Source organism: Roseovarius albus, assembly GCF_900172335.1.
GTDB classification, from domain to species: domain Bacteria; phylum Pseudomonadota; class Alphaproteobacteria; order Rhodobacterales; family Rhodobacteraceae; genus Roseovarius; species Roseovarius albus.
Map to the genome: position 1 here is coordinate 110693 of NZ_FWFX01000001.1, position 14955 is coordinate 125647.

General features: G+C 55.3%; 10 protein-coding genes. 6 read left to right on the forward strand and 4 right to left on the reverse strand.

Annotation, left to right across the window (positions count from 1 at the left end):
- Positions 1-4: 4 nt before the first annotated feature.
- Together ROA7450_RS00565 and ROA7450_RS00570 are read right to left on the reverse strand one after the other, a co-directional pair.
- Positions 5-1549, reverse strand: a complete 1545-nt coding sequence (locus tag ROA7450_RS00565) for an ABC transporter substrate-binding protein (protein WP_085803676.1) — start codon at positions 1547-1549, stop codon at positions 5-7.
- 244 nt (positions 1550-1793) lie between these two features.
- Positions 1794-3338, reverse strand: coding sequence for an ABC transporter substrate-binding protein (locus ROA7450_RS00570; RefSeq protein WP_085803677.1), 1545 nt, complete (start codon positions 3336-3338; stop codon positions 1794-1796).
- Between the two features lie 305 nt (positions 3339-3643).
- Here ROA7450_RS00570 and betI (ROA7450_RS00575) point away from each other — a divergent pair, with 305 nt between their 5' ends.
- Both betI (ROA7450_RS00575) and betC read left to right on the forward strand, forming a co-directional pair.
- Positions 3644-4234, forward strand: coding sequence for a transcriptional regulator BetI (gene betI / locus ROA7450_RS00575; RefSeq protein WP_085803678.1), 591 nt, complete (start codon positions 3644-3646; stop codon positions 4232-4234).
- Positions 4231-5739: a choline-sulfatase gene (gene betC, locus ROA7450_RS00580; protein ID WP_085803679.1), complete on the forward strand. Its 1509-nt coding sequence runs from the start codon at positions 4231-4233 to the stop codon at positions 5737-5739. The genes betI (ROA7450_RS00575) and betC overlap by 4 nt, the downstream gene beginning before the upstream one ends.
- 4 nt (positions 5740-5743) lie before the next feature.
- On the opposite strand, the gene betI (ROA7450_RS00585) is transcribed toward betC, so the two are convergent.
- On the reverse strand, positions 5744-6346 hold the full coding sequence (gene betI / locus ROA7450_RS00585; protein ID WP_085803680.1) for a choline-binding transcriptional repressor BetI: 603 nt from the start codon (positions 6344-6346) through the stop codon (positions 5744-5746).
- Between the two features lie 161 nt (positions 6347-6507).
- Here betI (ROA7450_RS00585) and ROA7450_RS00590 point away from each other — a divergent pair, with 161 nt between their 5' ends.
- From ROA7450_RS00590 to ROA7450_RS00605, 4 genes are all read left to right on the forward strand, one after another.
- A complete protein-coding gene (locus tag ROA7450_RS00590) occupies positions 6508-7707 on the forward strand; it encodes a BCCT family transporter (protein ID WP_085803681.1) in 1200 nt (399 codons plus the stop codon).
- Between the two features lie 63 nt (positions 7708-7770).
- Positions 7771-9225: a betaine-aldehyde dehydrogenase gene (gene betB / locus ROA7450_RS00595; protein ID WP_085804117.1), complete on the forward strand. Its 1455-nt coding sequence runs from the start codon at positions 7771-7773 to the stop codon at positions 9223-9225.
- 85 nt (positions 9226-9310) lie between these two features.
- The gene (gene betA / locus ROA7450_RS00600; protein WP_085803682.1) at positions 9311-10969 is read left to right on the forward strand and encodes a choline dehydrogenase; all 1659 of its coding nucleotides are present in this window, start codon (positions 9311-9313) and stop codon (positions 10967-10969) included.
- A 136-nt stretch (positions 10970-11105) separates the two neighbouring features.
- Positions 11106-12020 (forward strand): glycosyltransferase family 32 protein, encoded by a 915-nt coding sequence (locus ROA7450_RS00605; protein ID WP_200812907.1) that lies wholly within the window; start codon positions 11106-11108, stop codon positions 12018-12020.
- Positions 12021-12099: 79 nt separating this feature from the next.
- On the opposite strand, the gene acnA is transcribed toward ROA7450_RS00605, so the two are convergent.
- A complete protein-coding gene (gene acnA, locus ROA7450_RS00610) occupies positions 12100-14787 on the reverse strand; it encodes an aconitate hydratase AcnA (protein WP_085803683.1) in 2688 nt (895 codons plus the stop codon).
- Positions 14788-14955: the final 168 nt, after the last annotated feature.

A 14955-nucleotide genomic window follows, 5' to 3' on the forward strand; every position in this document is an offset into this window, starting at 1 on the left:
TGGATCAGACGAACCACCAACGCTCAAGCCAGCGCTGTCCATCCAGATCCCAGTTCGATCCCAGCTGTTCCGGATGCCCAACTTTGTCCGTGTTGGCAAAGACGAAATTGGCGAACATCGGAATCACGGTGCTGCCGTTTTGGTTCAGCGTCGTCTGCATTTCATAATACATCTCGCGGCGTTTGGTCTCGTCCAGTTCAGAACGGGCCTTGATCAGCAGTTTGTCAAAACGTTCGTTGCACCAGAATCCGTCGTTCCACGCCGCTCCACATTGATAGGTGAGCGAAAACATTTGGTCTTCGGTTGGGCGGCCGCTCCAATACACGGTAGTGAATGGCTTTTTCATCCAAACATCAGACCAGTAACCATCATTTGGCTCGCGTATGGCATCAATTTGAATACCTGCCGGTTTTGCTGAGTTCTGGAACAACACGGCCGCATCAACCGCCCCGCCAAAGGCGGCATCGGCCGCCGATAGGGAAATATCCAAACCGTCTATACCCGCTTGCGACAGATGCCACTTGGCTTTGTCCGGGTCATAGGGTGTTTGCGCCAACTCGCTGTTGAAGAAACGCTGCCCGCTGCCAATCGGGTGGTCGTTCCCGACCGAACCATAGCCAAACAGAATCTTCTCAACCAGTTCTTCGCGGTTGATTGCGTGCTTCAGTGCCATGCGCACGTGGTTTTCGCTGAACGGGTCCATGCCCGCATTCATCGCGAATGTGTAATGCTGGTTGCCTGCAACCGAATTGATTTGAACACCGGGTTTGCGTCCCAGCAGGGCAACCGTTTTTAGATCCAGACGGTCAATCGCATCCACATCACCCGAGATCATCGCCGTGGTGCGCGCGTTCAGGTCCAGCAGGGTCAGAAGCTCAATACTGTCGAAGAATGCAATATCGCTTTTCCAATGGTTCGGGTTCCTTTCCAACGTTGCGGAAACACCGGGACTGAAGTTCTTCAGAACGTAACTTCCGCAACCATCACCGGATTTCCAATCGATGCTGTTGCCTTCGATCTTACAAATGGGCATGTGGTAATCGGACAGGATGAATGGGAAGTCCGCATTGCCAGCATCTAGTTTGATGACAACGGTGTTTCCACCTTCAATCGAGATATCAACCACCGGCGCTAGCAATGGCTTTGCAGCCGAGGTCGAGGTTTCGCCACGGTGGAAGTTCAACGAGGCTACAACATCCTCTGCCGTTACAGTTTGGCCGCTGTGATAGGCCACGCCGTCGCGGATTTTCAGATGCCACGTCGCCGCGCCATCCGCTGCTTCCCAACTTTCGGCCAGCAAGGGCTTCAGGCTGCCATCAGCCGCAACTTCGGTCAGATAGCCGTGCACGGCATAGGCCATGGAAACGGTAAAGCTGTTGTCCCATGTCCCTGGGTTCAGGGTGTCGGTTGTCTGACCGGCCGCCATGCCCGCACGAAAATGCCCACCGCGCTTAGGCGCAGCAGCAGCGGGGGCAAAGGGAACCGAGGCGGCCATCGCAGTGGCCGCTGTGGATTTCAGAAAACCACGACGGGTGAATGAAGGTGTCATCTGGGTAGATCCTTTATCAAGAGTACGACCAATGGCCGAACAGACGAGCGAATTCGAAAAGGCCTGACGAAGCCTGCTTCGCATCAGGTCAGTGCAGGTCGCACCCAAATAGAAAGAGTTTGTATCAGATTCGTATTTTTTAAATGACGATTTAATGAACAGAATTGCATCGCCGATTTGCGCAGATTTTCAAACAAAAAAAGGGCCGGAAAATCCGGCCCTTTCATAATGTTTTTCGCAAGCCTTATGCGAAGGACCAGCGCTCCATCCAGCGCTCGCCGTCCATATCCCAGTTCGAGCCCATTTGCTCTGGTAGGGCGATCTTGTCTGAGGTTGCAAAAACGTAGTTTGCAAACATTGGGATGATAACACCACCTTCGTTTGAAACGATGTCCTGCATCTCATAATACATGGTGCGGCGTTTATCTTCGTCCAACTCAGCACGTGCTTCGATCATCAGTTTTTCGAACACGTCGTTGCACCAGAAGCTGTCGTTCCATGCCGCGCCACAAGAGTAGGCGGTCGCGAACATTTGGTCTTCGACCGGACGACCGGACCAGTATACGGCTGAGAATGGTTTCTTCATCCATACATCTGACCAGTAACCATCGTTTGGTTCACGAGTCACTTTTAGATCAATACCCGCACTCTTAGCTGAAGCTTGGAACAGAGTACCCGCATCAACAGCGCCAGCAAAGGCAGCATCAGCCGCAGACAGGTCGACCGAAGCACCTTCCAGACCGGCCTCTTTCAGGTGGAACTTGGCTTTGTCCGGATCGTATGTCTTTTGCTCCAACTCAGCGTTGAAGAAACGCTGACCCGGTCCGATTGGGTGGTCGTTACCGACCGAGCCGTAACCGAACAGGATTTTCTCAACCAGTTCTTCGCGGTTGATCGCATATTTCAGCGCCTGACGCAGGTGGTTGTTGGTGTAAGGATCCGCAGTTGTGTTCATCGCGAAGGTGTAGTGCTGCGTACCTGCAACCGACTGAATGTTGACGCCAGGCTTGCGGCCCAGAAGTCCCGCTGTTTTCAGGTCAACACGGTCGATGACGTCAACGTCACCCGAAACCAATGCAGTAGTACGTGCGTTCTGGTCAACCAGTGCCAGCATTTCAATGCTGTCAAACGGTGCAGAGTCACGCCAGTGATTTGGGTTCTTCTCAAATGTTGCAGATACACCCGGCGAGAAGTCCTTCAGTGTATAGCTACCTGTACCGTTGCCAGATTCCCAGTCAATGCTGTCGTCTTTGGCCGGGCAGATGGTCAGGTGGTAGTCCGACAGGATAAATGGGAAGTCAGCATTACCGCCACTCAGGGTGAAGACAACAGTTGTGTCACCTTCCGCTTTGATGTCCGTGATCGGTGCAACAATCGGTCCAGCTGCCGAAGTTGATTCTTCACCACGGTGGAAGTTGATCGAGTTGATCACGTCCTGTGTTGTTAGTGGCTTACCATCATGGAAAGTCACGCCAGGGCGAAGATTGAAGCGCCATTCTGCGGCGTCATCCGATGCTTCCCAGCTTTCGGCCAGTTCAGGCTGCAGCGAACCATCAGAGCCAACCTCGGTCAGGCGACCGTAAACAGCATGACCGAGCGCGATCGTGAAACCGTTTTCCCATGTACCGGGATTCAACGTGTCAGTAGTTTGGCCGTGAGCCTTGCCAACTCTTAGGTGGCCGCCAGCAGCGCGGGCCATGCCTAGCGGTACAGAGGCAGCCATTGCAGTTGCGGCAGTGGTTTTCAGAAAACCGCGGCGGTCCAAAAGACCTCCTTTGATGATCGACATATTTTGTTCTCCCTGTTGTAGATCATTATGAAGTGTTTGCCATGTCTGGCAGTTCGGAGACGCTGCTAGCAGGTCTCCGGGCGTGTCATTATTTTTTCCGTGATATTGTTCACGTATGTGACAGCCTTTTCTTTGTTATCACAAGCGTCGCATTAAGAGCGGATTGTGCCGTGACGGTATAGTTCATTCAAATCGAGAAACAAGTAAAGCCCCCGTTTCGCAATTTGATGTACGCTTATATTGATTGACGAGTCAATCAAACGTCAATAGCAATCATGTGACTTTTAACCTTTGGACTCATCAAAATGCCCAAGCTGGGAATGGAACCCATCCGACGCGCTGCACTGGTAAATGCCACGATTCAAGAGGTCGGCGAGGCTGGCTCATTAGATGTGACGGTCAGCCAGATCGCAAAAAGGGCAGGGATGTCCAGTGCATTGGCGCATCACTACTTCGGCTCCAAGGAACAGATCTTTTCTGCCGCGATGCGACACATTCTCGCGGCCTATGCGCAGGATGTGCTCTCGGTTTTGCGGCGGACAGATTCGCCAAGAGCGAGAATCGAAGGCATCATTCGTGCCAGCTTCAAACCGTCACAGTTCCAACCTCATATGGTTTCGGCCTGGCTCAATTTCTATGTGCAGGCGCAAAAGTCTGCTGAGGCCAGACGCCTGTTGCACATCTATCAATGCCGTCTGCGCTCGAATCTTGCCCACGCCTTTCGTCAGATCGCCCCGGCGGGCGAGGCGCGCACGCTCACCCGTGGTTTGGCCGCGATGATTGACGGGCTCTATATCCGTCAGGCGCTACGCGATGACATGATTACACCAGGAACAGCCATCGACGTGTTGTTTCACTATCTCGACACCTCATTGAAACAGGATCCCCCTCAATGACACAGCCCAATATCCTTATTTTTATGGTGGACCAGCTCAACGGAACCTTGTTCCCAGACGGCCCGGCAGACTGGTTGCATGCGCCAAACCTAAAAAAACTGGCGGCGCGCTCGACCCGGTTCCAGAACGCCTATACCGCCAGCCCGCTCTGTGCGCCGGGGCGAGCCAGCTATATGTCAGGCCTGCTGCCCTCCCGCAGCCGGGTCTATGACAATGCCGCCGAATTTGCCGCTGATATCCCAACTTATGCCCACCATTTGCGCCGCGCAGGCTATCAAACTTGCCTCAGCGGTAAGATGCATTTTGTCGGTCCCGACCAGATGCACGGGTTCGAGGAACGGCTGACCACCGACATCTATCCGGCCGATTTCGGTTGGACCCCGGACTACCGCAAACCGGGTGAGCGCATCGATTGGTGGTATCATAATATGGGCTCGGTCACCGGCGCAGGCGTGGCCGAAATCTCCAACCAGATGGAATACGACGACGAGGTTGCCTACAATGCCACCCGCAAGGTCTACGATCTGGCCCGTGCCCATGATGACCGCCCGTGGTGCCTGACCGTCAGCTTTACCCACCCGCACGACCCTTATGTCGCGCGCAAGAAATATTGGGACCTTTATGAGGATTGCGAGCATCTGCTGCCCGCGGTCCCGGCGATGGATTACGTGGACCATGACGCCCATGCCAAGCGCATCTTTGATGCCAATGACTGGCGTAACTTCGATATAACAGAAGAAGATATTCGAAAATCTCGCCGCGCCTATTTCGCCAATATCTCATATCTCGACGACAAAATCGGGGAGGTGATGGAGGCGCTGGAAAGCACGCGGCAAGAGGCGGTGATCCTCTTTGTCTCTGATCACGGTGATATGCTGGGCGAGCGGGGCCTGTGGTTCAAGATGAGCTTTTATGACGGATCATCGCGCGTGCCGATGATGATCTCTGCTCCGAATATGGAGCCAGGACTGGTCACCGATCCAGTCAGCAACATCGACGTCTGCCCAACGCTGTGTGACCTGGCTGGCGTCAGCATGGAAGAGGTCATGCCGTGGGTCGCCGGTGAATCGCTGGTCTATCTGGGGCAGGGCGGCGCGCGTGATGAACCCGTCGCCATGGAATACGCAGCCGAGGCCTCTTATGCACCTATGGTCTCGTTGCGCTATGGCAAATGGAAATACAACCGCTGCTCACTCGACCCTGATCAGCTGTTTGATATGGAGTCGGACCCGCACGAACTGACCAACCTCGCGGATGACCCAGCCCATGCCGGTACACTGGCGCAGCTTCAAGCCAAGGCCGATGCGCGCTGGGATCTCGATGCCTTTGACGCGCAGGTGCGTGAAAGCCAGGCCCGCCGATGGGTAGTTTACGAGGCGCTGCGCAAAGGTGGCTATTACCCTTGGGATTATCAGCCGCTGCAAAAAGCATCCGAGCGGTTCATGCGCAACCATATGGATCTGAATGACGTCGAAGAAAACCAGCGCTTCCCGCGTGGGGAGTAATCGCTCAATCGGGGGCGTTGCCTGCCAACGCCCCTTCGATAATGGTCGCAACGACCTGTCGTGCGGTTTCCCGTGCGGCCGCTGGGTTCACCGGTTTGTCGCTCTGGGCGGTTTCGATCCAAATGCCATCCATATAGGCCTGCACAGACTCACGTACCGGTTCCAGCAAATTCTCCGGCACCAGCGATCGCAGTTCGCGCCGCACATTGCTTTGCACCCGCAACCGGTTGATCCGGTGCAGCCGCGACAGGCTGGGCACATAGGGCGCACTGGCCCAGAACTGCATCCAGACCGAACACTTCTCTTTGGTAAACAGCGAATCGTCAAAGTTCGCATCAATAATGGCGTAGAGGCGCTCCTCTGGGCTGCTCGCCTGTGCCAGGTAATGCAACGATCGCTCACGCAACAACGACAGCAACCGCCGCATGGTCGTATCCATCAATTTATCTTTGGACCCGAAATAATAGCTGATCGAGGCCGCCGTCGCGCCGGCCTCCTTGGCGATTTCGTTCATGGTGACAGACAAGAAGCCCTTGGAATGTATGGCGGAAATCGCTGCTTCAATCAGCTCTTCATTCCGGATGTCACGAATAGATTTGCGTTTCATATGGCAATAATCACATCTGAGCCGCGAGTTGCAATGTGATTTCACAGTTGAAAAAATTAAATACTCGTTTAAAAAATTGTTTAGAGATTTTGAAAACCTGTGCTAGCCGCCGCGCCAGCACCGCGCTTGGGGCCGGTGTTTGCGAACAGGAAGAGATGTAAATGCTCAATATGATACTATCTTTCGGGATTTTGCTGGCCTTTGGGTTGGTGATTTTCTGCGTCATCAAATGGCGAAATCTGGAATGTGTTGGTGTGACGCCGGTGCATTTGTTCACCTTTATTGCGATCTTGTTTACTTCCGGCCTCGATGTTGGGTTGATCATGTTCCCCCTGACCGAATTTGCAGGTTATGCGGAAGACCCGGCCTATGCCTTTGCCAATCCGCTGGCAATTGAATTTGGCTTTTGGGGCTTTTTGATCTGGGCTTTCTATTTCCTGACCGCGTTCTATTTCTGCGTGATCGAACCTCGGGTGAAGTTCTTTGAAATCCCATTGGTCAAGATTATCAATAACATCGTCATCATCGGCACCTGCGCCTTCACCGCCAGCCTGTTCCTGATCTACTTGCCGGGCTACATTCCCGAAATCGGAGACGGTGAATCTGTGGTCACAACTTTCTACGTCATCGTTTTCGTGGTCATTCTGGCGGCAGCCTATTCCTCAACCGATCTCAAATACGTCCGTATTCTGTCGGTAGGTTCCACCGTGCTGTTCTTTGCGCTGATCGCAGGTATGGCAATCTACGCTGGCATGGGAATGGGTGCTTTTGGCTCCAACATGAGCCTGCTGGGCGACTATTTTGCCAATCTGCATAAATTCGCCCTGCCACTGACTGACTACCACGCCTTCTATCTGTTCTGGTGGTTTGCATGGTCGATTATGATCGGTCAGTTCACCTCGCGCTTTGTCGGTGGCATGAAAACATGGCAGCTGTTCATCGCGCTGCTGGTCTTCCCGTCCATTCCATTGGCGGTCTGGTTCTCGGTTCTGTACTACTACCACCTGAACGAGATCAGCACCGCTGGCATTGTGAACCTCGCAATGATCGCGGTCGGGGTGACCTTCGTGATCAACTCGCTCGACTCGCTGATCCGTCTTTACACCGACAACCTGTCGCTGACGGTCGAAAAGTTGGGTAAGATGAGATACGTCATTGGCAACGTCGCGGTGTTGTTCACCCTGACCCTGCTGTTCAAAAGCCAATGGCTGCAGATCCAGTGGATCGGGGCCATCGTGATCGGCCTCTATCTGGCCTGTGTTCTGTTCATCTTCGCCACCACACGCCGTGAAGTGGTGGACATCAAAGCCTCGCCAGAAGGGCGCTCGCTCGACTTCCACAAGGTTGAAGAGGTTCACTAGCCAACCCCATAACATTTGCCGCCCCGGCCTTTCGGGGCGGCCTTTCAACAAGGAAACACTGAATTGAAAGCCCAACCCACTGCCAGCCATTTCGTCAATGGCCGTTATGTTGAAGACACCGCCGGCACACCGATGGATGTGATCTATCCAGCTACTGGCGAAGTGATAGCCCAACTGCATGAGGCAACACCCGCAATTATCGAAGAGGCGATCATCGCCGCGAAAGCAGCGCAAAAAGAATGGGCCAAATATTCGGGGACTGAACGCGGTCGCATCCTGCGCCGCACGGCAGACATTATGCGTGAACGCAACCACGACCTGTCGGTTCTGGAAACCTATGATACTGGCAAACCCTATCAGGAAACCAGCGTCGCCGACGCCACCAGCGGTGCGGATGCTTTGGAATTCTTCGGGGGTCTCGCAGCCAGCCTGACGGGCGAGCATATTCAGTTGTCTGGCGGAGATTGGGCCTATACCGTGCGCGAACCTCTGGGCCTTTGTGTGGGCATCGGCGCATGGAACTATCCAACACAAATCGCCTGCTGGAAGGGCGCGCCAGCGCTGGCCTGCGGAAATGCAGTTATCTTTAAACCGTCTGAGACCACGCCACTGTGCGCGCTCAAAGTCGCCGAGATCCTGATCGAGGCCGGCCTGCCGGCTGGTCTCTACAATGTCGTGCAAGGCATGGGCGCAGTTGGTGGTGCTCTGGTCACGGATCCGCGCGTCGAAAAGGTTTCGCTTACCGGCTCAGTGCCCACCGGCAAAAAGGTCTACGCGGCTGCGGCGGCTGACATGAAACACGCCACCATGGAACTGGGCGGCAAATCCCCGATGGTGGTGTTTGATGACGCCAATATTGAGGACGCGGTCAGCGGTGCCATCTTGGGTAACTTCTATTCCTCTGGGCAGGTCTGTTCCAACGGCACACGGGTGTTCGTGCAAAAGGGCATCAAAGAGGCGTTTTTGAAGCGCCTGACCGAACGCCTCTCGACCGCAATAATCGGCGATCCAATGGATGAGGCCACAAACTTTGGTCCAATGGTCAGCGAAAACCAGTTGAACATAGTGTTGGGCTACGTGGAAAAAGGTCAGGCTGAGGGCGCACGTCTTGTCTGCGGCGGGACCCGTATCGAACAACCCGGTAGCTGGATCACCCCAGCCGTCTTTGCCGATGTCACAGACGACATGGCCATCGCCCGCGAGGAAATCTTTGGCCCTGTCATGAGCGTTCTGGATTTCGATACCGAGGAAGAAGTCGTTGCCCGCGCCAATGACACGGAATTCGGTCTGGCCGCAGGTGTCTACACCAGCGACCTGACCCGCGCCCACCGCATGGCCGCAGGGTTTGAGGCGGGCACTTGCTTCATCAACTCCTACAACGACGCCCCGGTTGAGGTGCCGTTTGGCGGCGTGAAGGCCTCGGGCATTGGTCGCGAAAACTCCAAGGCCGCGATCGAACACTACAGCCAGCTCAAATCGGTCTACGTCCGCATGGGCGAAACCGAAGCGCCGTTCTAAGACAACACCGCCCCCGGCCATACGGGGGCGTCACCCAGCCATCCGGGGCCAGACAGAAAAGACCCGGACGACAAGGAGACGCGACATGGAAGCAGATTATGTAATCGTTGGGGCGGGCAGCGCAGGCTGCGCCATGGCCTATCGCCTGTCCGAGGCAGGCAAATCCGTACTGGTGGTGGAACACGGCGGCACCGATGCCGGGCCGCTGATTCAGATGCCCGGTGCACTTAGCTATCCAATGAACATGAAGCGCTACGACTGGGGCTACCAGACCGAACCTGAACCGCATTTGAACAACCGCCGCCTCGCCTGTCCGCGCGGCAAGGTGATTGGTGGATCCTCATCGATCAACGGGATGATCTACGTGCGCGGCCACGCCTGTGATTTCGACCACTGGCGCGATCAGGGCGCGGATGGCTGGGGCTACGCCGATGTCCTCCCATATTACAAGCGTATGGAAAACTGGCACAGCGGCGGCCATGGTGGTGATCCGTCTTGGCGTGGTACCAACGGCCCGCTACATGTCACACGCGGCAAGCGAGACAACCCTCTGGTCAAAGCATTCGTCGAAGCGGGTGCGCAGGCCGGATACCAAACCACTGGCGACTATAACGGCTATCAACAAGAAGGGTTTGGTCCCTTCGACATGACCGTCAAAAACGGTCAACGTTGGTCTGCTGCCAATGCTTACCTGAAACCTGCTTTGAAGCGTCCGAACTGCGATCTGGTGCGCGGTTTGGTGCACCGCGTGGTGATGGAAGAGGGCCGCGCCGTCGGGGTCGAGGCCACCGTCAAAGGCCAGCAACAGGTCATCAAGGCCCGCGCTGAGGTGATTGTTTCCGCGTCTTCTATTAACTCGCCCAAAATCCTGATGCTTTCGGGCATTGGTCCTGCCGCCCATTTGTCCGAACATGGCATCGATGTCGTTGCCGATCGCGCCGGTGTCGGCCAGAACCTGCAGGATCACCTTGAGCTTTACATCCAGATGGCCGCCAGCCAGCCAGTCAGCCTATTCAAATACTGGAACCTCTTCGGCAAAGCTTGGGTCGGGGCGCAGTGGCTGTTCGCCAAAACCGGCCCCGGAGCCAGCAACCAATTCGAAAGCTCGGCCTTCATCCGGTCGCGCGCAGGCGTGGAATATCCGGATATCCAGTACCACTTCCTGCCGATTGCCGTGCGCTATGACGGACAGGTCGCCGCCGAAGGCCACGGTTATCAGGCCCACACCGGCCCGATGCGCAGTGAATCGCGCGGCTCGATCACTCTGCGCAGTGCCGACCCGATGCATGATCCCAAGATCTTCTTCAACTACATGAGCGAAGAGAGCGACTGGGTCGATTTCCGCCAATGCATCCGCCTGACACGCGAAATTTTTGCGCAAGATGCCTTCAAGCCCTACAGCAAGCACGAGATCCAACCGGGCGCAGCGGCGCAAACAGATGACGAGCTGGATGACTTCATCCGCGAACACGCCGAAAGCGCCTATCATCCCTGCGGAACGTGTAAAATGGGCGCCAAGGGCGACCCGAACGCTGTTGTTGATTCACAAGGTCGCGTCATCGGTGTCGACAACCTGCGCGTCGCAGACAGCAGCATCTTCCCGCGCATCACCAATGGCAACCTCAATGCTCCGTCGATCATGACCGGCGAAAAAATGGCCGATCACGTGCTGGGCCGCACCCCGCTGGCGGCGGACAATTCCGAGCCATGGATGCACCCCAACTGGAAGACCGCGCAGCGCTAATCCAACGGCATCTGGTCCGGGCTGATGGCCCGGACCATGAAAGCGCAAAAACCGCGTCAATTAAACCATTGCAATCATTGGCCCCCAAGGATCATTATGCCCCCGTCAAAAGCGTCGCTAAAGGGCATGGTTCAAGGTGAAAAAACTTCTGGATAAGGCGATTGCCTTGCGCAATTCCCTGAACACTAAGACGGATCAGCGGTTTGTCCGTGAAAGGGATATGGGAGAGCAGATTCCCAAAATCATTCACCAAACGTATTTTCAGTCGCCGTCAGATCCGGATTTTCCCGCAGAGCTTAAGGCCAACATCGGGGCGCTGAAGTGTCTAAATCCGAGTTGGGACTATCGCTTTTATACCGATGATGACATCGAACGTTATATCGCTATACATTTCCCGGAGCTGATTGAATTATATCACAAAATTGACCCGCGCTATGGTGCAGCACGGGCGGATTTTTTCCGTTATCTGGTGATCTATAACGAAGGTGGCGTTTATCTGGATGTTAAATCAGGTGCCTCAAAGCCTCTGGATGAGCTACTTCAAGACAGTGACAAGATCGTCCTGTCGCATTGGCCCCGGTCTTGGCCCAAAATCATGCTTGGCCAACACCCTGGAATCTCAAACCCGATTGGCGAGCTGCAACAGTGGTACATCATCTCCGTCGCTGGGCATCCATTCCTCGAATCCGTCATCAACAACGTGTGCAACAACATCTCGCATTACAATCCGGTCCTTCACGACTACGGGTCTTGGGGCGTGTTCAATCTGACCGGACCAATTGCCTTTACCGAGGCGATCTATCCGCTCCTTGATCACTATCTGCACCGCTTGGAGGATGATCATCTTCGCGTTGGTCTGACCTATTGCGCAATCGGGCCCGAAAACAGCACCGGTGGCCACCATCTCGTGTTCTCGCGAAAACACTACTCGAAAATTCAGGCCCCGATTGTAAAAGTGCCGTTTTATCTGCAGGCTTTGTTTTGTGTTAGCAAGCCATCAATTAAGATATTGAAAATATTATATAATATCAGAACAATCGCAACCGGATAACCGCGTAATTGTGTACTTTGTCTAAAAAAAGCCTCTGGAGTGGGCTCCAGAGGTTTTCAATGTTTCGGCAATAGGGGTGTTACGCCGCACCCGCCAGATTGCGCAGCACGTAATGCAGCACGCCGCCGTGCTCAATATATTCGATCTCAATCGCGGTATCGATCCGGCATTTCAGCTGGATGGTTTTCTCGGTGCCATCCGCCATGGTGATGGTGCAGGGCACCTCTTGCAGCGGCTGGATGGTATCAAGGCCCGAGATGGCCACCGTTTCCGCACCGGTTAGGCCCAGTGATGAACGGCTGTCGCCCCCAGTGAACTCGAACGGGATGACGCCCATGCCAACGAGGTTCGAGCGGTGAATACGTTCAAAGCTTTCGGCAATCACGGCCTTCACACCCAACAGGGCCGTACCCTTGGCCGCCCAGTCACGCGACGACCCCGCGCCGTACTGCTCACCTCCAAAGACCACCAGAGGTGTGCCCGCCGCCTGATAGGCCATGGCCGCATCAAAGATCGAGGTCTCACTGCCGTCAGGGCCCTTGGTATAGCCACCTTCAACGCCATCGAGCATCTCGTTCTTGATACGGATGTTGGCAAAGGTGCCGCGCATCATCACCTCGTGGTTACCACGACGGGAGCCGTAAGAGTTGAACTCGCGCACTGGTACCTGACGCTCGGTCAGATATTGACCGGCTGGCGTGGTGTCTTTGAATGAACCCGCCGGGCTGATGTGGTCGGTTGTGACCATGTCACCCAAGAGCGCCAGAACACGCGCGCCTTCGATATTGGTGATGGTGCCCGGCTCCTTGGACATGCCTTGGAAATAGGGCGGGTTCTGCACATAGGTCGACTGTGGCGGCCAGTCATAGGTTTCACCCTCTGACGTCTCAACGCTTTGCCACTTGTCGTCGCCCTTGAACACATCCGCATATTTCGACTGGAACGCTTCGCGGGTCACGGTTTGCTCAACCAGCTCTGCAATTTCCTGTGTCGAGGGCCAGATGTCTTTCAGATAAACATCCTTGCCATCCGGTGTCTGGGCAATCGGATCTGTTGCCAGATTGATGTCCATAGTACCTGCCAGCGCATAGGCCACCACCAGCGGGGGTGAGGCCAGATAGTTGGCGCGCACATCCGGGCTGATCCGGCCTTCAAAGTTGCGGTTGCCCGACAGAACTGATGTCGCCACCAGATCGCCTTCGGCGATGGCTTCCGACAGCTCTTTCTGGATCGGGCCAGAGTTGCCGATACATGTGGTGCAGCCATAGCCCACAAGGTTGAACCCGATCTTATCCAGATCCTCCTGCAGGTTTGCCGCCTCCAGATAAGCGCTCACAACCTGCGAGCCGGGGGCCAATGATGTTTTGACCCAAGGTTTGCGATCCAGACCCAGTGCCGCTGCTTTGCGCGCTACAAGGCCCGCGCCGATCATCACATAAGGGTTCGAGGTGTTGGTGCACGACGTGATCGAAGCGATGACAACATCGCCAGATGACAGCGTGTAATCCTCACCTTCAACCGCAACCTCTTTGTCCATCGGACGTTTGAAAGTCTCTTCCATCTCGCGCGTGAACGCCGATTTGGCATCGGTCAGCGCGACATAGTCTTGCGGACGTTTTGGGCCGGAAATGGCCGGAACAATTGTGCCCATGTCCAGATGCAGGGTATCGGTGTAGATCGGCGCATAGTCCGCCCCACGCCAGAACCCGTTTTCCTTGGCGTAAGCTTCAACCAGCGCAATACGGTCGTCATCACGGCCAGTGCTGCGCAGGTAACGCAGGGTTTCGTCATCGATCGGGAAGAAGCCACAAGTCGCGCCATATTCTGGCGCCATGTTGGCAATGGTCGCACGGTCGGCCAATGGCAGACGGTCCAGACCTTCGCCGTAGAATTCGACGAACTTGCCAACAACGCCACGCTCGCGCAGCAGTTCGACAACTTTCAGAACCAAGTCAGTCCCGGTGGTGCCCTCAAGCATCGCGCCGGTCAGCTCAAATCCTACAACCTCGGGGATCAGCATCGAAATCGGCTGGCCCAGCATCGCGGCTTCGGCCTCGATCCCGCCGACACCCCAGCCCAGAACGGCCATGCCGTTGACCATGGTGGTGTGGCTGTCGGTGCCCACAAGCGTGTCAGGGTAGGCGACCATGTCACCGTTCTGGTCCGTGTCGCTCCAGACGGTTTGCGCCAGATACTCCAGGTTCACCTGATGGCAAATACCTGTGCCGGGCGGCACAACGCGGAAGTTGTTGAACGCGCCTTGACCCCATTTCAAGAACTGATAGCGCTCCATGTTGCGCTCATACTCGCGGTCCACATTCATCTGGAACGCACGTGGGTTGCCAAATTCATCAATCATGACCGAGTGGTCAATGACCAGATCAACCGGGTTCAGCGGGTTGATCTGCTGTGCGTCACCACCCAGCGCCACAATCCCGTCGCGCATCGCGGCCAGATCGACCACAGCCGGAACTCCGGTGAAATCCTGCATCAATACGCGGGCAGGGCGATAAGCAATCTCGCGGGGGTTTTTGCCACCTTTGTCAGCCCATTCAGAAAAGGCTTTGATGTCATCCACGCTGACGGTCTTGCCGTCTTCAAAGCGCAGCATGTTTTCTAACACGACTCGCAGCGCGGCGGGTAGGCGGGAAAAGTTTCCAAGACCGGCTTCTTCGGCGGCGGCGATGGAATAATAAGAGACGGATTGGCGATTCACACTCAGGGTTTTGCGTGTCTTGGCAGTGTCATGTCCGACGGTAATGGGCATTTGGCATTCCTTTCACATTAAAGGCGCAGGATCGGCTGGCTTGCTTCTGACCCATTTGCGAGAGGGGATCAAGAGGGAGATGGTTAATTTGTATACCATTGCACACAAAAATAATTGTTTCGGGAAATCACACATCTCTCGCGAAACCTTGATTGGTTATTTCGGCAG